Raw genomic sequence first — 20,422 nt, forward strand, 5'->3', positions numbered from 1 at the left:
ACTGAGACAACCGTTGCTGGCTTGCCTCAGTCATTGTGTCTTGCGTGTGTTTTATCTTGTTTACGGATTTACTGTATCTGCTGATGTTTCTTTCCCATCTGTCAATCCTAATACAACTGCTGATTTTTCTGGGTTATGGTTGGCATCCATGGTGATTTCACCTGTCACACCTTGGAAGTTTGTCAATTCAGAAAGACCTGTTGCAATTGCCGTTGAATCTGCTGAATCTTGATCTTCGATTGCTTGTTTGATCATATAGACTGCATCATAAGCCAATGCATTGAAAGCAGAAGGTTCTTTGCCATATTTTTCTTTGAATGCTGCAACAAAAGGTTCTACTTTGTCATTTGCTGGCGCATTAGTTGAGAAGTGCCCTGTATAATAGACGTCAGAAACATTTTCAGCACCTGCTGTTTGAACCATTTTTTCATCGCCGAAGCCATCCGCACCAATAATTGGTTGGTCAATACCTAATTCCCGTGCTTGTTTAATGATTAAACCAGCTTCAGTATAGTATCCTGGGATAAACAAGACATCAAAGTCTGCATTTTTGATTTTTGTCAAAACAGCTTGGAAGTCTTTGTCCCCTTCAGTAAAGTTTTCTTCCATTACGATATCGCCAGTATAGCTAGATTTAAAGGCTTCCGTTAAGCCAATCGCATAATCACTTGAATTATCCCCTAAAATGATTGCTTTAGATGCCTCTAAATTGTCTTCTGCGTATTTAGCCAAGATCGTTCCTTGGAAACTATCTTGGAAACATGAGCGAAAAGCAAAATCTTGGACTGTGTCGCCGTTGACAGTGATTGCATCATCAGTACCTGAAGGTGTCACCAATGGTACTTGGGCTTTCGTCACATTTGGCAGTGCTGCTTTTGTTGCACCCGATGTGGCCGGTCCAATGATTGCTACGACTTTGTCATTGGTTGTTAAATTTGCAGCTACAGTTGCAGCTTCATTGTTGTCAGATTTGTTATCTTTAGACACGATTTCAATCTCTTTACCTAAAACACCGCCAGCTGCATTGATCTCTTCAACCGCTAAGTCAATACCCTCTTTTTCAGCGGAACCATACGCCGCTACGGCACCAGATAATTCTAGGTTGACGCCGATTTTAATTGTGTCCCCCTCTTGTTTATTACCGCCATCAGCGGAACCATCACTTGATGTGCCACCAGTTGGTCCTGCGCTGCAGGCTGTTAATAGAAACAAACTCGCAAATAAAAATGCAAACTTCTTTTTCATTTATGATCCTCTCCTTTACATCCCCTAGATATGTTATCAAATATACGCAAAAAACGGGGAAATGTCAACAAATTATCAGAATATTTCATCTATTCGATTGGTTTTTTTTTACCATAACAAAATCACTCCGATTCAAAACATTGTTTCCATAGTATTGGGAGCGTTTTTCATAAAAAAAGGAACAAAAGTCAGGTACACTTTTGTTCCTCAGCTTCATTGTCGACAAGAAGCCAAACAAATACTCAGGCTGTTAGATGTCAGCTTTGTGCTGTGAAATTTGCGGCCGCTCCCACCAGATTGGCATCATTGCGATAATCGCACAGTTTGATCAACGGTTTAAAATCATTCAATCCTTGGGCTGCCAACATGACGGATAAACGACCCTCAATTTCTGCCAGCAAGCCTTCTTTGGCACTGACACCACCTCCGATGATGATCACTTCTGGGTCAAAGGCGAATTGGATACTGAACAAACCTTGTGCCAAATAACGATAAAAATTGTCCACCTCTTCCGCTGCGATTGGATCACCTGATTCGCTGCGGGCAAAGACCTCTTCTCCTGTGATCGTCTCACGATCGATCCCCATTCGATCACAATAGCGCCACGCCATTTGTACAGCTGTGCCTAACTGGGAAAATGTCTTCCCTTGATCTAAGATCATCAGCCCAAATTCACCACCATAAAGATGCGCACCGCGAATCAATTGGCCTTGATTGATCAGGGTACCGCCGACCCCAGTGCCAATCACTACAAAAGCGGCTTGTTCAAATCCCTTTCCCGCCCCCTGATAGAACTCGGCTAACCCCGCACAATTGGCATCATTTTCAATCGCTACGGGCAATTGGAACAATGCTTCTAATTCACTAAAGATATCAAACCCGTGAATATACGGAATCGCACTGATGCCGTTGATTTGTCTTTCTTCAGCATTGACAGCACCCGGGGCGCTTATACCAACACCTTCAATCTTCATTGTACTATTATCTTTAACGTTATCTTGAACCTCTTTCAAATGGCGTTTCATTGCTGCCCATGTTTTTGGTGTGACAAATTTTCCTTTTTCGGTCAGTTCACTCCCTGTCCACACCCCATATTTTACCGCAGATCCACCCATATCAAATACTAAAATTGCCATATATGTCCCTCATTTATCTTTAGAGTGTCCCTTTTATTTTAACGCAAGCGCCTCGTTTAAGAAAGCGATTTCTAGTAAATGCAAAAAAACCAGCTGATTGCTCAGCTGCGAATCAACTGTTTGACCAAAATGATTTGATCAAATAGCTGTTGTCCTTCCTCATAGATTGACTCGGGATAATGTTTGATAAAATAATTTTTTTGGCGACTATGCAAGATGAATCCTTCTGATTAATATAAATAGCGGGCAGGTGAGATATCTCCCGTTTTGATCAACAAATCAATCGTTGTTTGTTGCCGGTTATGCGCCAAAATGAAGGCCTCTGCTGCTTGCAGCAACTGTCGGCCGATGCCCCTATTTTGATGCGTAGGTGCGACGGCGATATTCATGATTTCCCATGTATCGAGCTGTTGTTGAAAAACAATCATACCTACTGGGCAATCTTGCTCCGCAAACACCAGTACTTGACTTTGGGCAAGATACGTTTCAACGGTCTCTCTATCTGGATCTGCATCCAACAACAACCGCCATGGATATGTCTCGCCTGCATGCAACGAACGAATCACGCTGTTCACTCCTTTCTACTCTTTGATAGCGTTCAGATATGTCTATCACTTTTTCTTATATGAACGATAGATTGGTTTTTCGGTATCCACCGTATTGCGTTTTAAAGAAAAGTGACGCGGTACATAATCGATGCCGCCTTTGACAAAAGGATGGCAGCGTAGGATGCGGGAAATCCCCATCGTTGTCCCCTTCACTGCGCCATGCACTTGGATTGCTTGGATCATATAACTTGAACAGGTTGGATAATAACGGCAACTGGGGGGGAATAAGGGCGAAATAAAGCGCTGATAAAACCGAACCAATCCAATCAATAATTTACTCATAAGATATGCTTCCTTTTCTATCATAGACTCACAACCAGATGAAAAAAAACTAGGACAAAGCATGGGCCTTATCCTAGTCGCCTATTTATTTCATGAAATCTAAAATATGATTCCAAAGACTTGGAGAGAATACTTTAAAGGGACTGCCGTCACCAATAATGCCGTAGCCAATCATCGTGCCAGCCAAAAATAGCAAAATGGCACCTAAAATAACCAACAATATTTTCATTAAGCTAGTTAAAATATAGCGATTCAAGTTCACCTTTATCTCTCCTATTCAACTATGCAGTGACGGTTGCTGTTTCTTCAACTGCTTCTGAGACCCGTTCAACATCAGCGCCTAGTTGTTGCAATTTTTGATGGAATTTGTAATAGCCGCGATCCAAATATTTCAAGTTGCGGACCCGTGTGCGGCCAGTTGAGCGTAAGCCCAATAAAATCAATGCTGCAGCAGCACGCAAATCAGTTGCGTAAACCAATGCACCTTGTAATTCATGACCGCCTTCGATCACTGCCACATTGCCATCGATTTTGACATGGGCATTCATGCGGCGCATTTCTTCCAAATGTTGGAATCGATTTTCAAAGACTGTTTCATTGACCACACTTGTGCCAGCTGCCAATAATTGGATGGCAGACATTTGCGCTTGCATATCAGTTGGAAACCCTGGATGAGGCATCGTCTTGACATCTGTCGCCTTTAATTGTGCTGGTCCTACGACCCGAACGCCTTCAGGGACTTCAGTAATCGTTGCACCCATTTCAGTCAACTTAGAAATCAATGGACGATTGTGTTCAGAAATCGCATCCTTGATGATCACATCGCCTTCTGTCATCGCTGCTGCCACCATAAAAGTTCCCGCTTCGATACGATCTTGAACGATCGAATGGCTGACCGCATGCAGATGATCGACACCTTCGATGCGCATTGTTTCTGTTCCGGCACCAAATACTTTGGCACCCATTTTATTCAAGATATTCGCTAAGTCAACGATCTCAGGTTCCCGCGCAACGTTTTCGATCGTCGTCGTTCCTTTGGCTTTGACTGCGGCCATCATGATGTTTTGAGTGGCGCCGACACTTGGAAAGTCTAAATAAATACTGCTTCCTTTTAATTCATCGGCAATTGCTTCTATGTATCCATCTTTTTGAATGATCTCAGCACCTAACGCTTGAAATCCTTTCAAGTGTAAATCGATTGGTCGTTTGCCAATGGCACATCCGCCAGGCATTGCGACTTTCGCATGACCATTGCGGGCCAATAATGGACCCATTACAACGATTGAGGCACGCATTTGACTAACATACTCATAAGGCGCTTCAATCGCCAAATCTTTTGATGCATCGATCGTCATTTTATTTTTATCTTTATCAAAATCGATTGCGACATTTAGGTGTCGAATCACTTCTCTCATTGTTAAAACATCAGATAGAATTGGTACATTTGTCAAAGTCGTTGTACCTTCTTCTGCCAACAAGCTTGCCGCTAAGATTGGTAAAACAGCATTTTTTGCCCCTTCGATCTTCACTGTACCAGTTAGTCGATTACCACCTTGAACGATCATTTCTTCCATTATGTTCCCTCCAAATAATGCGCTGAGACCTATACAAAACCTTGCCAATTATAGCACGGATTCTTGTATACTTGCATATATTATTGAAAATCTTAAAATCCTATTAAAAATAAATTGCGACAAAGCGCGATCAGTTCAAGAAAAAAAGTACTCGCTGTATATCCTAATACGATCGCCATAAGCACCATGACCATTCTAATTTGTGTGGTTTGCAATGCTTTAAAAAAAGCATCGATCCGCACGGATTGTAATGCCCAAAAGGCAAGATAAATAAAAGCCAAATGACTGACGATTCGAATGATCGCATCGATCCCATATACTTGCATAACATGACTCCTTTTTTATGAACGTTACTATCATAACACAAACCTGTAAATATAAAAAATAATCTTTCCTTAAAATGGCAATAAAAGTCTTTAAAAAGTTTTTAAAACGTTTTCTTTGGAATACAAAAAAACAAAGGCCGCAGCCTTTGCTTTTTTTATGAGTGTTTAGACACATTGATCCGGTTGATTGCGCGATGCAATGCCACCGTTGCTCTACGCAGTTGATCAACATCTTCTACTTGCTTCGCTTCTTCGATTTGACGTTCTGCACGTTGTTTGGCACGTTCAGCTCGGGATACATCGATATCTCGATCACGTTCCGCACTATCGGCCACGATCGATACGACATTGTCACGAACCTCTAAAATACCACCGTTAACGGCAACCCAGTCTACGTGGGTATCAGAATCGACCCGTTTGACCCGTATTTCATCGATAGCCAATGGGACAATGATCGGTGCATGCCGCGGCAAAATACCTATCTCACCGTCTGTCGTACGCGCAACGACGATTTGGGCATGATGATCGTAAACCAAACCAGCAGGTGTCACCACATTCACTGTTAGAAAATGATCCATGAGGTTCCCCTCTTTCTTCATGGCTAATTAAACTAGTAGCCGATTTTCTTTGCTTTTTCGATCACATCTTCGATACGGCCCACACTACGGAAGGCTTCTTCTGGCAGGTCATCGTACTTACCTTCCAAAATCTCTGCAAACCCTTTGATGGTTTCTTCAACAGGTACATATGAACCTGGTTGACCAGTAAATTGTTCTGCTACGTGGAAGTTTTGTGATAAGAAAAATTGGATCCGACGTGCGCGGGCAACCAATGTCTTTTCATCATCAGATAATTCATCCATCCCTAAGATGGCAATGATATCTTGCAGCTCACGATAACGTTGCAATGCATGTTGCACTTCAGTGGCTACTTCATAGTGTTTTTCGCCGACGATTTCAGGTGCTAATGCACTTGAAGACGATGCCAATGGGTCAACGGCAGGATAGATCCCTTGTTCTGTCAACTTACGTTCCAAGTTGGTCGTTGCATCCAAATGGGCAAAGGCTGTGGCTGGCGCTGGGTCGGTATAGTCATCCGCTGGTACATAGATGGCTTGGATCGATGTAACGGATCCTTTTTTGGTTGAGGTAATCCGTTCTTGTAATTGACCCATTTCAGTAGCCAACGTTGGTTGGTACCCAACCGCTGAAGGCATCCGACCTAGTAAAGCTGATACTTCTGATCCGGCTTGAGTAAAGCGGAAGATATTATCGATAAAGAGCAATACGTCTTGACCTTCTACATCGCGGAAGTATTCCGCTAATGTCAAACCAGTCAACGCTACCCGCATCCGGGCACCTGGTGGTTCGTTCATTTGGCCAAAGACCATGGCTGTTTTTTCAATAACGCCAGATTCTTTCATTTCATTATATAGGTCGTTCCCTTCACGGGTCCGTTCACCAACCCCAGTGAAGACTGAGATACCGCCATGTTCTTGGGCGATATTATGGATCAATTCTTGGATCAATACGGTTTTACCTACACCGGCACCACCAAACAGACCAACTTTACCACCTTTTAAGTAAGGTGCAAGCAAATCAATAACTTTGATCCCAGTTTCTAGAATTTCTGTACTTGTAGACAATTCATCAAAATTAGGGGCTTTTTTATGGATCCCGCTACGGGGCGCATCATCAGGAAATGGTGCTTCCAAGTCGATCGTATCGCCTAAGACGTTGAATACCCGGCCTAGCGTTTCTGTACCAACTGGTACAGAAATAGAGGCACCTGTGTCGATAACTTCCATTCCTCGTTGTAATCCATCTGTTGATTCCATGGCGATCGTGCGGATCACACCATCACCAAGCTCCAACGCAGCTTCCAAAACAACTTTTGTTTTGTTGGCGTCTTTTTTGTATACAATCAACGCATTGTTGATATCTGGTAAGGATTGGTCTAGAGAAAATTCCACGTCGACAACGGGACCAATGACTTGAACAATCTTGCCTGAACTCATTCGTATTCCTCCATTCGTTCTCGAAACTATTCTAATGCGGATGCCCCCGCAACAATTTCGGTGATTTCTTGGGTAATAGCGCCTTGACGTGCTCGGTTATATGAGATCGTCAGGTCCCCAATGATATTTTTGGCATTATCTGTTGCTGTTTTCATCGCTGTCATTCCGGCAGCATGTTCAGCAGTTTTTGCATCAACAATGGCGCCATAAATCAAACTTTCCGCATATTGCGGCAGCAATTGATTCAAAATGGCTTCTCTTGAAGGCTCGAACAAATATTCTTGTTCATAACTTTCTGCTTCTTCAGGATCCAGATCAGAGATTGGCAGCATTTTTTCGACCCGAAATTGGCTCGTCAAAGAATTGATGTGGTGATTATAACAAACGTATAACTCATCAAACACTTCATTTTGGTACATTGTTGTCGCCAATGTCACGATTTTTCGTACTTCATCGAAGCTTGGTTGATCAGAAAGGTTTCTTAATTCATACGCCAGTTTGATGCCTCTGGTTTTGAAGAAATCAGCACCTGTCGCGCCAATCGCGATCATCACATATTCTTCGTTTTGCGCATGATCTTCTTCCAACATCGTCATCATTTGTTTTAAGATCGAGCTGTTATAGCCCCCCACCAGTCCGCCATCAGAAGTGATCACGATATACCCTGTGCGCTTCACTGGGCGGCTGACTAGCATGCTGTTATAATTGACGCCGTCTCTGGGACCAGAACCTGCTAAATCAGAAAGCTGCTGCGCTGTTAAATGCGTCACGATTTCTCGCACTTTATTCGCATAGACTTGAAATTGCTTTGAGTGAGCTTCAGATTTCGTCAATTTCGCTGCAGACACCATTTGCATGGCATTTGTGATTTGACTGGTTTTCTTTGTTGAGGCAATTCGTTGCTTGATTTCATTTAATGAAGCAGCCATCTTTTCTCACCTCTTTTATGCGTTTTCCATGGTGGTCACTTTGTCTTGTGCAGAAACCCGTGATGTATTGCTTGCCATAAAGATATCTTTTGCGGCTTTGATTGTATCATCTAGCAAACTTTCTTCTGGCAAATCTTTTGTTGTACGGATCGTTTCAAAAATCGTTGCCGCATTGGCTTCGATGTATTCGAATAAATCTGATTCAAAGTCAAGCACTTTGTTGACTGGAATGCTGTCGATGAATCCATGTGTCAATGCATACAAAATCACGACTTGTTTTTCAACTGCCAACGGTTCATGCAATTTTTGTTTCAAAATTTCAACTGTTCTGCGGCCACGATTCAATTTTGCTTGTGTCGCAGCATCTAAATCAGAACCGAATTGTGTGAAGGCTTCTAATTCACGATAGCTAGCTAAATCCAGACGTAATGTACCTGCTACTTTTTTCATGGCTTTGATTTGCGCAGAGCCACCTACCCGTGAAACGGATAATCCAGCAGCTACGGCTGGGCGGACACCTGAATAGAACAGATCATTTTCCAAGAAAATTTGACCATCCGTGATTGAAATCACATTGGTTGGGATGTAAGCAGAAATATCTCCGGCTTGTGTTTCAACGAAAGGCAAGGCAGTCATTGAGCCACCGCCCAATTCATCAGATAATTTGGCTGCTCTTTCTAGTAAACGAGAATGCAAATAGAAGACATCCCCTGGATATGCTTCACGACCTGGCGGACGACGCAACAGCAAGGAAAGTTCACGATAGGCAACAGCTTGTTTTGATAAGTCATCAAAGACGATCAAGACATGTTTGCCGTTATACATGAATTCTTCACCCATGGCTGCGCCAGCATAAGGCGCGATATACAGTAGTGGTGCAGGTTGAGAGGCACCAGCAGATACAACGATCGTATAATCCAATGCACCATATCTGCGCAATGTTTCAACTTGTGCACGTACAGTCGAATCTTTTTGTCCAATTGCGACATAAATACAAATCATGTTTTGCCCTTTTTGGTTGATGATCGTATCGATTGCAATCGTTGTTTTCCCTGTTTTACGGTCACCAATGACCAATTCCCGTTGACCACGACCGATTGGTACTAATGCATCAATGGCTTTCAGCCCTGTTTGCATTGGTTCAGCAACAGATTTACGTTGCATAACACCTGGTGCTGCGGCTTCCACCGGACGAGATTTATCTGTCACGATTTCACCTAAACCATCGATTGGTTGACCCAAAGGATTCACGACCCGTCCAATCAAGGCGTCACCAACTGGTACTTCCATGATTTTACCTGTACGTTTTACTTTGTCGCCTTCACGAATGGATTCAAAATCGCCTAGGATAATGATACCCACATCATTGGATTCTAAGTTTTGAGCCATACCATAAGAACCGTTTGAAAACTCAAGCAATTCTCCACTCATTGCATTTTCTAAACCGTGGGCACGAGCGATACCATCCCCTACATAAGTGACGGTACCAATTTCTTCTACAGAAAGTTCATTTTGATAATTTTTGATTTGTTCTTTGATCAAGGCACTAATTTCTTCTGCTTTGATTGCCATCCGATTCACCTCTTATCTCTTGTTTATCTGCCCATTTGCTGACGCAGATAATCCAGCTGGCTCTTTATACTACCATCGATTACTTGATGGTTTGCTTCAACGATGACCCCACCTAAAATCTCTGGATCGACCGCTGTTTTTAATTGTGCTTGTTTGTATCCTAGTTTCAGGGCAATCTGTTGTTCGATCGCGGATTTTTGTTCCGCTGAAAGTGCAACTGCTGTAGTGACAGTACCTAGGACCAACCCTTGGTATTCATCATAACGGCGTTCATATTCATCAATGATCAATAACAGATCATCCATTCGATTGTATTCATAGACGATCTCTAAGAAATTTCTGACTAACCCGTCAAAACCTTTCAACAACTGATCAAACAATTTTCTTTTTTCATGAATGTCTAAATGATTGTCAGTGACGATTTGCCCAAATTCAGGTAACGCTTGATACACCTGACGCAGTGTCAATAATTCTTGATAAACCTCTGTTAAGCGCTGTTCGTCTATCGCCAATTCGAACAAGGCTTTTCCATAGCGTTTACCGACTGTGAATTTATCGAGTTTCATTCACTGATCCTAATCCTTCGATATATTGATTGATGAGGGATTCATGATTTTCGGGAGTCAATTCGCGGCCTAAGATTTTTTCTGCAATTTGAAGTGATAATTCTGCAACATCATCTTTCACTTCTTTTAGTGCAGTTTCTTTTTCAAGGGTGATATCTGAATTGGCTTTTTCTTTCAAGCGGGTAACCTCTTCTTTGGTTTCGCTCAAAATATTTTGCCGACTTAATTCACCGCTGTCTTTGGCGCTCTTGATGATCTCCGCAGCTTCTGAATGAGAGCTGGCCAATTGATCTTGGCGTTCTTTTTCCAGTTTTGCTGCATTCAAACGTGATTGTTCCGCTGAATCCAAATCATTGGCGATTTTATCTTCCCGTTTTTGCATCATGCTGCTGATGGCATCCCATGCAAAGTGTTTCAATAAGAATAGCAAAAGAAGAATTGATCCGCTGACAACAATAATATTGCCGAGCATGGCATTTTGTACTTCCGCTATAACCAACTGATTTAGCATAACGATTCTTCCTTTCTGAAAGTCCTTGGTTCATGATAAAAAAGCAAAAACGAGGACAATTGTTCGTTTCTGCCTTTTCACTTTCGTCTTACTGGAAGACTAAAAGCAACGCGATAACTACACCTAGAATCGGCACAGCTTCAACTAGCGCTACCCCGATAAACATTGTTGAACGGAATTGACCTGACATTTCAGGTTGGCGTGCCATTGATTCGATTGTTTTTGCGATTACTTGTCCATTACCATAACCTGCACCAATTGCTGCTCCGATAATTGCTAATCCTGCTCCGATAAAGTTCATTCTATTTTCCTCCTAATGTGTGTACTGATTAATGTTCTGCCACGATTTTGTGGCTCATAAATACCATGGTCAATGTAACAAATACATAGGCTTGGATCGCACCGATAAATAGCGAGAAGCCGATCCAAATCATCTCTAGAGGCATGACGATCGGTAAGGACCACCAGCCTAAACTCATAAACATGTTGGCGATCAATCCCAATAAGACTTCACCGGCAAAAATGTTTCCGTATAACCGCAGCCCTAATGTGATCACATTGGTAAATTCTTCAATGATTTTCAGCGGCAATAAGAAGCCGACTGGTTTCAAGTAAGAATTGATCAAATAATTTTTGAAACCAAGGGACTTGATTCCAAAGAAGTGTGTTAAGGCAATAACCATAAGTGCTAATGTCAAAGTGACAAAGGGGTCTGCAGTTGGGCTCTTCCACAGCGTGATGTCATCGCTGGTCACAATTTTTGTTACCAAGCCAATCTCATTCGCTACGAACACAAAAAGAAACATTGTTACACCCAGCAAATGAAAGTTGTTCACTTGAGATCCTGGTAAGTTGTCCGCAACGATATTACGAACAAAATCAATGACCCATTCAATGAAGTTCTGCTTCCCTTTCGGTTTCATTTGCAAATTTCGCGAACAAATAAAGACCACCAAAAAAACAATTATACAAGAAATGATTGTCATCATTGCTACTGTTCCATCAAACCATATTGGACCGATATGAAACATGAGCGATTTTTCATCCAATCTTTCTCACCTCTTTTCCTGTCATCTCCAGAAAATATCTGGTGTTACAATGCGTTTCCTCTCATAACAATCGGTATCATACCACCACGACTGGAAAATTTCAAAGTATTTTCAAGAAAATTAGACAAAAAAGTCGATTTGCTAAAATCATGAAAAACCTCAAAATCATGGTAGATCGTGACTGCTTTGAAAAAGCTTGATTTATCAACAGCTTTCCCTTAAATGCTACCAAATTTACATCGATTTTCAAAGCAATACCCTCTAGAAAATTCTAAAAGAAGACTTCTAATTATTAGAAATTTCTGAGAGCCCGATCGATTTGTCTTTCCTGATCTTTACGTTTCAACGATTCACGCTTGTCGTACTCGCGTTTCCCCTTTGCAAGTCCAATCAAAACCTTGGCATAACCGTCCTTGATATAGACTTTTAAAGGGATGATCGTCATCCCAGTATTCTTGCTTTCACCAATCAATCGTGCGATTTGCTTTTTGTGCAGCAACAGCTTTCTGGTGCGTAATGGATCATGATTGAACATATTTCCTTGCTCATAAGGACTGATATGGACATTGACTAAGAAAGCTTCGCCATTTCGCAGGCGGACAAATCCATCTTTCAAATTGATTCGGCTGTTGCGAATGGCCTTGATCTCTGTTCCTTGCAACACGATTCCCGCCTCGATCGTATCGAGAATCGTGTAATCATGGCGGGCCTTTTTGTTTTGGGCAATCAGTTTCCCTTCCCCTTTAGGCATGAAGCATCCCTCCAATTATTTTTTCTTGATTCCTTTGTAAAAAGGTTTTTTCTTCTTGTTGCCGTTTTTCTTTGGCTTCCCTTTTCCATTGCCTTCATGACGTTTGTCATCCGAGCGTTGTTGGTTTCTGCCAGTTTTACTTTTATCTTTACCTTTGCTGTTGCGGCCGTGCTGCGCCTGTTGTGGACGCTGGTTTCCTTTGCCTTTTGGTGCTTGCAGTTTAGGGATTTCTTCTGCTTCTACCAATTCAAAATCGATTTCTCTTGTTTCAGGATCTGACTTGATGACTTTGATTCTGACTTTTTGACCAATTTTAAAGGTCAACCCAGTGCGTTCGCCGACTAACGCCAAATGATTTTCCAAATAATGGAAATAGTCTTGCTTAAGGGCTGTGATATGGATCAGCCCTTCAATTGTATTTGGTAATTCGATGAATAACCCGAATTTGACTACCGAGCTAATGATGCCATCGAATTCTTCACCGACTTTATCAGATAGATATTCGGCTTTCTTCAGCGCATCCACTTCCCGTTCTGCTTCTACAGCCCGACGTTCCATTTGCGAACTATGGAGAGCGATATCGGGCAAAACAGCCGCCCATTTTTCCTGATTGGTCTCTGACGGATCTTCTGTATAAGAACGAATCAATCGATGGACGATCAAGTCTGGATAGCGGCGAATTGGAGAAGTAAAGTGGGTATAGTCTTCAGCTGCTAAGCCATAGTGGCCGACATTTTCTTCTGAATATTTGGCCTGCTGCATACTGCGCAGCAACATCGTATTGACGACCATTGCTTCTGGTTTGTCCGCTACATCTTCAACGATTTGCTGCAATTGTTTTGGCGAGATCGAGCCATTGCTTTGTTTGACAACGATGCCTAATGCCGATGCAAAATCAAAGAAACGACGCATTTTTTCTTCTTTAGGCTCTTCATGGATCCGATAGATGAAGGGAAAATGCAAGCGATTGAAGTGGCGGGCCACTGTCTCATTGGCAGCCAGCATAAATGATTCAATCATTCGTTCTCCCACACCACGTTCTCGCAATACGATTTCTTGCGGATGTCCTTCACCGTCAACCAAGACTTTGGCTTCTCGGTCCTCAAAGGACACAGCGCCTCGTTTCGTCCGCATCGCCTCTAATACTTGATGCAATGCACGCATGTCATGAAACATCGGTACGAGGGCTTCATATTGCGCCGACACCTCAGGATCATTTTCTTCTAAAATTTGATTGACTGCTTGATAGGTCATCCTGGCTGATGTTTGAATGATACTTTGGAAGATGTTGTAGTCCTTGACTTGACCCTGTTGATCGATCCACATTTCGCAGCTCATAGTCAACCGTGGCACTTGGGGATTCAAGGAACAAATTCCGTTGGATAAGCGTTGAGGGATCATCGGGATCACACGATCCGTTAAATAGACACTCGTTCCCCGTTCATACGCTTCTTTATCCAGCGGGCTATTTTGGGTCACATAATAAGACACGTCTGCAATATGCACACCTAAATAGAACCCCCCATCAGGCAATGCCTTCACAGTGACTGCATCATCTAAATCTTTTGCATCTGCACCATCGATCGTAACGATTTGCTGATCCCGCAAATCTCTCCGCTCCGGAAAATCGGCTGGATCAATCGTGTCTGGTACCGCATCCGCGGCGGCGAGTGTTTCTTCTTCAAATTTTGTTGGAATCCCGTTGGCCACAACGATCGACAAGATATCCATGCCTACATCATTTTTGTGTCCGACGACTTTGGTGATCAATCCTTCTAAACTCGTTGCATAGCCTTTTTCTGGATAATGACTGATTTCGACGATCACAATACTGCCATCGACTGGACGAATCCCTTGGGCACCAATAAATACTTTCAACTCACTAAGTTTTTTGTCTTTGGGCTGTACGACACCATACAAATCAGATTCTTCGATCTCTCGTTCATCGAACAACGTGAATTCACCCACCAATTGAGTGATGGCACGCTGCTTGATATCAACGATTTTCCCTTCAGCACCTTTGTCTGAAAAAGGATCAGCGACATGGACAATATCAATGATGACCGTATCTCCATCCATTGCGTAATTGGTCGCTTCTTTAGGAATATAGACATCATCTTCTTCATCTGCTAAAGATACGAAGCCAAAGCCGCGCTCATTGGCACGAAAAGTCCCTTCGATCAAGACCCGCTCCATCGGCAGCTTGACTTTGCCTTTTTTATTGAAGATGACGGTGCCTTCTCTTTCCATTGCAGCAACCGTCTGAACGAGATTCTTGAAGTCGGTACTTTTTTGCAGTCCTAGCCCTTCAGCAATCTCTTCCATTGAAAAACTTTTCTTTTTACTGTCTTTCAAAAAGCTGACTATTTTTGTTTTGATATTTTCTGTCATTTCTCACTCTTTCCAAGCTAGTGTTTCTAGAAATGCAAACACGTCTTGCTCTAATTTTTTACGTTCAGGTCCTACTGTGACGACATGACCGCTTGCTGGATACCATTGCAGTGTATACGGCACGTGAGAGAGTCCCGCAGCAGTCTTAAACACTGTCTGCGGATCGATCATTTGATCTTTCCCTCCTTGGGCAAGGAAAATGGGCTTTTTGATAGCCGATAAATTGGCTGCTGTTTCTTGCCCCACTGCCTCAATACCTGCCAATTGCTGACGCACTTTGGCCGGCACTTCTGCCAAGATGGTCTGTTTCTGTTGTTCAGTGACGTCTGCAAAGTCCAATACCATCGCTGCATATTTTTCAAAATTGATTGGAACTTGATTGTCAGTTTGAAACAATGGTGAACAAAACACCCCGCCGCCAAGAAGTGTTTCGTCCTTCGTCAAGAGATCCATCGCCAGGATCCCACCCATCGATAATCCTAGAACCGCGATTTCTTGATACCCTTGATTTTTTACATAAGCTACTGCAGCCGCTGCATCTTCTTGCCATACATGCATGCCTTCATTCAGGATGTCCTCTGGATTGGGTGTCCCATGACCTGTAAACATGGGTGTATAAACGGTATATTCTTTCTGCTCTAAGAAACGACAAAGCATTCTGACGTCATTTGGACTGCCTGAATAGGCATGGAACAAAATGACTGCCCGCTTCCCATGGGGCGCAAATACTGGTTTTGGTTGATTAAAAGTTTTCATCTTTTTCCTTTCACCTCACGACCAATTCTACCATAGTTCATGAAAATAGATTGGTTTTTACAATCAAAAAAAATTCCTAATAGACGAAAAAAACCTCTCACAAAGAGAGGTTCAGCGGTAATTTGATTAACTTGATGATAGATAAGCCAAAATAAAGAGCAAAACCATCCAAACAAAGCCTAAAACAGCTGTTGAACGTTGCATGACCGCTTCAAATCCGCGGGCTTTTTGCTTACCGAACAATTGATCTGCGCCGCCAGAAAATGCGCTTGCTGCACTATTTTGTTTACTAGGCTGCATCATGATCGTGATGACCATAATAATGGAAATAACAATCACTGCGGTGAGTAAAAGATTATACACGATAGCTCCTCCTCGCTTGCTAAAGTTGTCTTTTCCATTGTACCATCCCACACACGATTAAGCTACCATAAATCGTATCCTTTGCAAATCGCAACATGAACTGATCAATCAATTAACCTTTTGTCAACATCATCAACGAGCTAAAACATCATCGTAAGCTGGTTTTTCTTTGAATTCTTTTACAGCAAAGGAACAGACCGGCATGATTTTTTTCTTTTCACGGCGGGCTTTTTCCACAACAGCTGCCAATAGTTTTTGTGCCAGCTGCTGTCCCCGATAGTGACTGTCAACAAACGTATGATCCACGACCAAGACATCTCCTGATGCTTCTTGCCAAGTGATTTCACCCACTTCTGTCTCCTCATCATATAATGCAAACCGTTTGTTTTCTTCTTTAATTTCCATTCTCTACATCCTTCCTATCAGACAAAGTCTGTGGTTGTTGTTGTGCAATAAAGCCAAGCACCGTCGGCCAGTACTCAGGCGCATCCGTAACTGCTTGCAAATGACCCATTTCAGGAAAAACCACTTGCTGCTTTGTTCCAGCAGTTGCTTCCATCAACGTATTGGATTCACTGACTGCCAAAAAAGTATCCGCTTCTCCGTGTAAGAACAAGACAGGCAAGTGATTGCTGCCAATCTGTCGTGTCACAGATATTTGCAAAAAAGGGTACCCCACTAGCTGCTTGCTGTATCGGTTCGCAATCCGTAAAAAACGTTTGATTGGCAATCGAGAAAATTGTGGCAAACTCGAACGGATCCCGCTATAGACCGAAGTATAACTACTATCTGCAATCAGTCCAGAAACTTGTGTCGGCATCACTTCCCCACTGGCCAATAATAGGGTTGCTGCCCCCATCCCAAGACCATACAGATAAATACGAGATTGATTGTCTTTTTCTAAGACTGTATCGATCCATAAAAGCAAGTCCAACCGATCCAACCAGCCTAAGCCGATTTCTTTGCCCTCACTGCGCCCATGTGCCCTTAAATCAGGAACCAATACATTATACCCTGCTTGCCAAAATTTCTCAGCAGGACCTTGGCAATCTGAACGTCCATCGCTGCGATAGCCATGCAGGCAAATCACCCATGTCTTGGCACACTGGTCAAACACTCTTGCTGTCAATAATAAATCATCACCGGAAACCAATGTGCAATCTGCACCTTGATCCCAGAATGAATCTACGTTTTCATTTATTCTATTTTCATAAGGAATACCCAATTTTTTTCTGCCTTCTTTGACGTACCATTCGTTGTTTCGCATAATGATGGCCGAAACGAAATAGCGAACACCTTTTTTAAGATGCGCAGTACGGTAGATGTAATATAAAGAACCACATAAAATAAGCAATACGATCAATAACCAAATCATAGGCGCCCCCCTTACATTTAGTGTACCATTTACAAAGTGATTGAGCCAAAATTTTGAATAGCTATTGCCAAATAAAAAAAGCATGCTGCTCCTTTCTAGTATCAAAGAGAGGTGCAACATGCGGATGCGATTATTTTTTGCGTCGAATCAAGACAATCCCTGCTATTGCTAAGAAAGCCGTTCCCAAGGCAGGCAGTTGGTAGGAAACTGTTTCATTTGTCTTTGGTAGTTTCTTGCTTTGATCAGAACGATCCGTGGTAGATTGAATAGATTCAGTCGTAGTCGTTGATTCAGACGTTTCGCTAGGTGTACTTGGTTCACTCGGTTCACTTGGTTCACTCGGTTCACTTGGTTCACTTGGTTCACTTGGTTCACTTGGCTCACTTGGCTCACTTGGCTCACTCGGTTCACTCGGTTCACTCGGTTCACTTGGCTCACTCGGTTCACTTGGTTCACTCGGTTCACTTGGTTCACTCGGTTCACTCGGCGTGTCATAGGTATTGACGATTGTTGTCCCATTGACTGTAGCTGTATACCCTGCCACCGGTTCTTCTGTAACTGTATAAGTATAAGCCGCTCCTTGACTATCATATTTCACCAAGTTATCAAAGGTATAATGCCAATCTCCATTATTATCTGCTCTGATTACTTGCGCATCGATTTTCGTACCATTTTGCAAAAGATCCACAGTGATGCTTTCCGGTCTGGTTTGATATTTGTTGTCCTCATCAATCCAAGTTTTTGACCCAGATAGTGATGTGGTTTCCTGACTTGCTACTTTGATATTCACCACATGTAAGCTGATCTGCGGTGTCAAAGCAGCATCAGCTTGCAAATCCCATCGGTGGGTCTCTGAATTGATGTTGACTGTATCTGCAATGATACTGCCATCTAGATTTTGTTGTACATTTACAGTATCTCCCACAGCCAGAAGCGTTCCTTGAAAAGGACTATTGACATTGATCGTTTGACCTTCTGCGCGATTCGTAAAGTTCCACAACAATGTGGCATCCGAAAAATCTTCAGTTTCTTGGCTATTTCTCGTGGTGCCATCCGAGTACTCCAGTTTGATTTGCGATTTGATATTGATCTCGCTGGCCCCTTCTGTGTCCACATTAATGATCACCGCTGTCCCTTGTTTGCTTAACCCTTTGATCGTGATAGGGGTATCTTTTTCGAGATCGGCTTTAGATAAGTTGACAACGATTTTATCCGCCGTGTTCGAACTGTCTTCGACAAATGTCTGAGGTGTTGTATTTAATTGATAGCCTTCAGGGGCTTGCGTTTCAACATAGGCATAATGCCCTGAAGGTAAATCAGTTGCTGATACGGTTCCTTGTTGACTGGTAGTTTCATCTTCCACTTCTTGTTGCGTGTCTTGGTTCTCCAACTCGAAGGTACCTCCGGCCAATGGTTGACCATTTTCATCTGTCAATGTCAACACGACAGGCAGGCTATCTGAAAGTTGATCTATGGCGCTTTGGCCCAGAACAATCGTTCGACGATTGTTGTCTGAAAAATCAGCGTTTACCCCACTGGTTTGTTCTAAGCCTTGCAATGTTTCAGATGTTGTTGCTAACGTTTGAAACACACTGTCGAAATCAATATACGGCGTTTTTGCATCTTGATAGACTTCCGATGTACGCAAGTGATCCATTCGCTGACCGTTCACATAAACAGCTGCTTGATGGTTTTGATCTTCTAATCCCAATGTGACACCGGAACCGAAAATCACTTTATTTGAACGATTGCTGGTTGCAGAAACAAAGGATGAATTGGCGATTTGTGTCACTTGTTGGATATAATTGATTTCTTGATGAAGAGCGCCATCATGAATGCTGGTACCAAAATTGACATGACCCGTTAGATTGCCAACCGCTAGATTGCCGTTCGTATGGGCATTTAACGTTGCTTGATTGGCAAAGATATGAAAAAATTGCGCCACACCAAGCAGTGCATCTCCACTGTTTGTCAGATCACTTGTACTTGATCCTCCCGTAGGTACTTGATTCTCTATTGTTGCTTGCGTCGTTTCTGACGCATGATCAGAGGTTACTTCACTCGTGCTGCTGTCTGCCGAATGCATTTCAATTGAAGCAGAAGTTTCCGTTTGACTCCCGCTTGTCGCTAGTGCACTGGATTCTTGCAAAACAGTCGACGTTGTGCCAACTGTGATATCCTCAGGATCAGTCACGTTTACTGTCACACTGCCTAAATCTGTCACTACTGAACTTGTTGCCTTACCTGATGTTTCTACAGTTGTTTGAATCGCGAGTGCACTGATTTGACTGGTTTTAAACGTCACCGTCGTTGTATCAAAAGCACCACAGGCTGTTTCTTCAATCAGACGATTGTCATTTTGCACAAATGAAACGCCATGACTCGTTACATCAGATGGCGAGACGATTTGGCCCTCACTACTTAAAGAAAATGCGACCTGATTCGCTTCATCCTGTTGGTTTTTGTTGATCGTTATTTGCCAATTGATCGTTTGATCAGTTCCGACTGAATAAGCAATTGTCGCTTGTCCAATCTCTCCATCGAATAACTTTGTCTCAACAGCTGTATCACCTAGAGCTGTCGTAACAAACAAAGGACTGACATAGGACAAAAATAAAAGAATGACCGCCAAAATAGACCAACGTACATGTTTCACAAGCTTGCGCATCTTAGTTCCTCCAATAATCTCTTTTTCTACTGCTGATTATCCTAATTGTTTCCCAGCAAAAATGCAAAAGTACACAGTGAACCGATTATGGGAGAAAAATGTGAAATTATTCTTTTCTAGGAAAACGATAATAACAAATAGATTGGCAATGATTAGATATTTCATCTTTTTTTTACAAAGGAGAAATAAAGTTTCTTTGACAGATGATCGGATTTTGGGTTTTAGTTTTCTTTTTTTGATGGAAATCCTTTCTTTATAATGTCCCTCAATGTTGGGATTATCTTTAAAAAAACATTTTCATGA

The 20,422-nt window shown here is 42.5% G+C and carries 22 protein-coding genes; all 22 read right to left on the reverse strand.

Annotated elements, in window-relative coordinates; all coding sequences use genetic code 11:
- Positions 1-60: 60 nt before the first annotated feature.
- The gene (locus A5886_RS11990; RefSeq protein WP_086275344.1) at positions 61-1,245 is read right to left on the reverse strand and encodes an ABC transporter substrate-binding protein; all 1,185 of its coding nucleotides are present in this window, start codon (positions 1,243-1,245) and stop codon (positions 61-63) included.
- Between the two features lie 257 nt (positions 1,246-1,502).
- Positions 1,503-2,381, reverse strand: coding sequence for an ROK family protein (locus tag A5886_RS11995; protein WP_086275345.1), 879 nt, complete (start codon positions 2,379-2,381; stop codon positions 1,503-1,505).
- 230 nt (positions 2,382-2,611) lie between these two features.
- A complete protein-coding gene (locus tag A5886_RS12000) occupies positions 2,612-2,947 on the reverse strand; it encodes a GNAT family N-acetyltransferase (protein ID WP_256926214.1) in 336 nt (111 codons plus the stop codon).
- Positions 2,948-2,992: 45 nt separating this feature from the next.
- Complete coding sequence (gene yidD / locus A5886_RS12005; protein WP_218776641.1) at positions 2,993-3,271, reverse strand: membrane protein insertion efficiency factor YidD; 279 nt, start codon at positions 3,269-3,271, stop codon at positions 2,993-2,995.
- A gap of 85 nt (positions 3,272-3,356) precedes the next feature.
- Positions 3,357-3,533, reverse strand: coding sequence for a DNA-directed RNA polymerase subunit beta (locus tag A5886_RS12010; RefSeq protein WP_086275347.1), 177 nt, complete (start codon positions 3,531-3,533; stop codon positions 3,357-3,359).
- 19 nt (positions 3,534-3,552) lie between these two features.
- Positions 3,553-4,845 (reverse strand): UDP-N-acetylglucosamine 1-carboxyvinyltransferase, encoded by a 1,293-nt coding sequence (gene murA, locus A5886_RS12015; protein ID WP_086275348.1) that lies wholly within the window; start codon positions 4,843-4,845, stop codon positions 3,553-3,555.
- A gap of 92 nt (positions 4,846-4,937) precedes the next feature.
- Positions 4,938-5,171: a DUF1146 family protein gene (locus A5886_RS12020; protein ID WP_086275349.1), complete on the reverse strand. Its 234-nt coding sequence runs from the start codon at positions 5,169-5,171 to the stop codon at positions 4,938-4,940.
- Positions 5,172-5,326: 155 nt separating this feature from the next.
- Entirely contained in the window at positions 5,327-5,749 is a 423-nt protein-coding gene (locus tag A5886_RS12025; RefSeq protein WP_086275350.1) for a F0F1 ATP synthase subunit epsilon, read from the reverse strand.
- A gap of 32 nt (positions 5,750-5,781) precedes the next feature.
- Positions 5,782-7,188: a F0F1 ATP synthase subunit beta gene (atpD, locus tag A5886_RS12030; RefSeq protein ID WP_086275351.1), complete on the reverse strand. Its 1,407-nt coding sequence runs from the start codon at positions 7,186-7,188 to the stop codon at positions 5,782-5,784.
- A gap of 26 nt (positions 7,189-7,214) precedes the next feature.
- Complete coding sequence (locus A5886_RS12035; RefSeq protein ID WP_086275352.1) at positions 7,215-8,117, reverse strand: F0F1 ATP synthase subunit gamma; 903 nt, start codon at positions 8,115-8,117, stop codon at positions 7,215-7,217.
- A gap of 15 nt (positions 8,118-8,132) precedes the next feature.
- A complete protein-coding gene (gene atpA / locus A5886_RS12040; RefSeq protein ID WP_086275353.1) occupies positions 8,133-9,689 on the reverse strand; it encodes a F0F1 ATP synthase subunit alpha in 1,557 nt (518 codons plus the stop codon).
- A 23-nt stretch (positions 9,690-9,712) separates the two neighbouring features.
- Positions 9,713-10,255, reverse strand: a complete 543-nt coding sequence (gene atpH / locus A5886_RS12045; RefSeq protein WP_086275354.1) for an ATP synthase F1 subunit delta — start codon at positions 10,253-10,255, stop codon at positions 9,713-9,715.
- A complete protein-coding gene (atpF, locus tag A5886_RS12050; RefSeq protein ID WP_086275355.1) occupies positions 10,242-10,766 on the reverse strand; it encodes a F0F1 ATP synthase subunit B in 525 nt (174 codons plus the stop codon). Before atpF ends, atpH begins: the two co-directional genes overlap by 14 nt.
- An 88-nt stretch (positions 10,767-10,854) precedes the next feature.
- On the reverse strand, positions 10,855-11,067 hold the full coding sequence (atpE, locus tag A5886_RS12055; protein ID WP_054115471.1) for an ATP synthase F0 subunit C: 213 nt from the start codon (positions 11,065-11,067) through the stop codon (positions 10,855-10,857).
- A gap of 28 nt (positions 11,068-11,095) precedes the next feature.
- On the reverse strand, positions 11,096-11,815 hold the full coding sequence (atpB, locus tag A5886_RS12060) for a F0F1 ATP synthase subunit A (protein WP_086275356.1): 720 nt from the start codon (positions 11,813-11,815) through the stop codon (positions 11,096-11,098).
- Positions 11,816-12,107: 292 nt separating this feature from the next.
- Positions 12,108-12,566 (reverse strand): SsrA-binding protein SmpB, encoded by a 459-nt coding sequence (smpB, locus tag A5886_RS12065; protein ID WP_086275357.1) that lies wholly within the window; start codon positions 12,564-12,566, stop codon positions 12,108-12,110.
- 15 nt (positions 12,567-12,581) lie between these two features.
- Positions 12,582-14,957 carry a ribonuclease R gene (rnr, locus tag A5886_RS12070; RefSeq protein ID WP_086275358.1) on the reverse strand — a complete coding sequence of 792 codons (2,376 nt, stop codon included), beginning with the start codon at positions 14,955-14,957 and terminating at the stop codon, positions 12,582-12,584.
- A gap of 3 nt (positions 14,958-14,960) precedes the next feature.
- The gene (locus A5886_RS12075) at positions 14,961-15,713 is read right to left on the reverse strand and encodes an alpha/beta hydrolase (RefSeq protein ID WP_086275359.1); all 753 of its coding nucleotides are present in this window, start codon (positions 15,711-15,713) and stop codon (positions 14,961-14,963) included.
- A 126-nt stretch (positions 15,714-15,839) separates the two neighbouring features.
- A complete protein-coding gene (secG, locus tag A5886_RS12080) occupies positions 15,840-16,076 on the reverse strand; it encodes a preprotein translocase subunit SecG (RefSeq protein WP_086275360.1) in 237 nt (78 codons plus the stop codon).
- A 132-nt stretch (positions 16,077-16,208) separates the two neighbouring features.
- A complete protein-coding gene (locus tag A5886_RS12085) occupies positions 16,209-16,481 on the reverse strand; it encodes a GNAT family N-acetyltransferase (RefSeq protein WP_086275361.1) in 273 nt (90 codons plus the stop codon).
- The gene (locus tag A5886_RS12090) at positions 16,471-17,451 is read right to left on the reverse strand and encodes an alpha/beta hydrolase (protein WP_086275362.1); all 981 of its coding nucleotides are present in this window, start codon (positions 17,449-17,451) and stop codon (positions 16,471-16,473) included. Before A5886_RS12090 ends, A5886_RS12085 begins: the two co-directional genes overlap by 11 nt.
- A 130-nt stretch (positions 17,452-17,581) precedes the next feature.
- Positions 17,582-20,119: a Cna B-type domain-containing protein gene (locus A5886_RS12105; RefSeq protein WP_143353791.1), complete on the reverse strand. Its 2,538-nt coding sequence runs from the start codon at positions 20,117-20,119 to the stop codon at positions 17,582-17,584.
- Positions 20,120-20,422: the final 303 nt, after the last annotated feature.

Origin of the sequence: Candidatus Enterococcus testudinis, from assembly GCF_002140915.1 — a bacterium.
Lineage (GTDB): Bacteria > Bacillota > Bacilli > Lactobacillales > Enterococcaceae > Enterococcus_D > Enterococcus_D testudinis.

Bases quoted from the DNA above. Each gene is read 5' to 3' on its own strand.
- A5886_RS11990 (WP_086275344.1), bottom strand. From the start codon at position 1,245: ATGAAAAAGAAGTTTGCATTTTTATTTGCGAGTTTGTTTCTATTAACA.
- A5886_RS11995 (WP_086275345.1), bottom strand. From the start codon at position 2,381: ATGGCAATTTTAGTATTTGATATGGGTGGATCTGCGGTAAAATATGGG.
- yidD (WP_218776641.1), bottom strand. From the start codon at position 3,271: ATGAGTAAATTATTGATTGGATTGGTTCGGTTTTATCAGCGCTTTATT.
- murA (WP_086275348.1), bottom strand. From the start codon at position 4,845: ATGGAAGAAATGATCGTTCAAGGTGGTAATCGACTAACTGGTACAGTG.
- A5886_RS12020 (WP_086275349.1), bottom strand. From the start codon at position 5,171: ATGCAAGTATATGGGATCGATGCGATCATTCGAATCGTCAGTCATTTG.
- A5886_RS12025 (WP_086275350.1), bottom strand. From the start codon at position 5,749: ATGGATCATTTTCTAACAGTGAATGTGGTGACACCTGCTGGTTTGGTT.
- atpD (WP_086275351.1), bottom strand. From the start codon at position 7,188: ATGAGTTCAGGCAAGATTGTTCAAGTCATTGGTCCCGTTGTCGACGTG.
- A5886_RS12035 (WP_086275352.1), bottom strand. From the start codon at position 8,117: ATGGCTGCTTCATTAAATGAAATCAAGCAACGAATTGCCTCAACAAAG.
- atpA (WP_086275353.1), bottom strand. From the start codon at position 9,689: ATGGCAATCAAAGCAGAAGAAATTAGTGCCTTGATCAAAGAACAAATC.
- atpH (WP_086275354.1), bottom strand. From the start codon at position 10,255: ATGAAACTCGATAAATTCACAGTCGGTAAACGCTATGGAAAAGCCTTG.
- atpF (WP_086275355.1), bottom strand. From the start codon at position 10,766: ATGCTAAATCAGTTGGTTATAGCGGAAGTACAAAATGCCATGCTCGGC.
- atpE (WP_054115471.1), bottom strand. From the start codon at position 11,067: ATGAACTTTATCGGAGCAGGATTAGCAATTATCGGAGCAGCAATTGGT.
- smpB (WP_086275357.1), bottom strand. From the start codon at position 12,566: ATGCCTAAAGGGGAAGGGAAACTGATTGCCCAAAACAAAAAGGCCCGC.
- rnr (WP_086275358.1), bottom strand. From the start codon at position 14,957: ATGACAGAAAATATCAAAACAAAAATAGTCAGCTTTTTGAAAGACAGT.
- A5886_RS12075 (WP_086275359.1), bottom strand. From the start codon at position 15,713: ATGAAAACTTTTAATCAACCAAAACCAGTATTTGCGCCCCATGGGAAG.
- A5886_RS12085 (WP_086275361.1), bottom strand. From the start codon at position 16,481: ATGGAAATTAAAGAAGAAAACAAACGGTTTGCATTATATGATGAGGAG.
- A5886_RS12090 (WP_086275362.1), bottom strand. From the start codon at position 17,451: ATGATTTGGTTATTGATCGTATTGCTTATTTTATGTGGTTCTTTATAT.
- A5886_RS12105 (WP_143353791.1), bottom strand. From the start codon at position 20,119: ATGCGCAAGCTTGTGAAACATGTACGTTGGTCTATTTTGGCGGTCATT.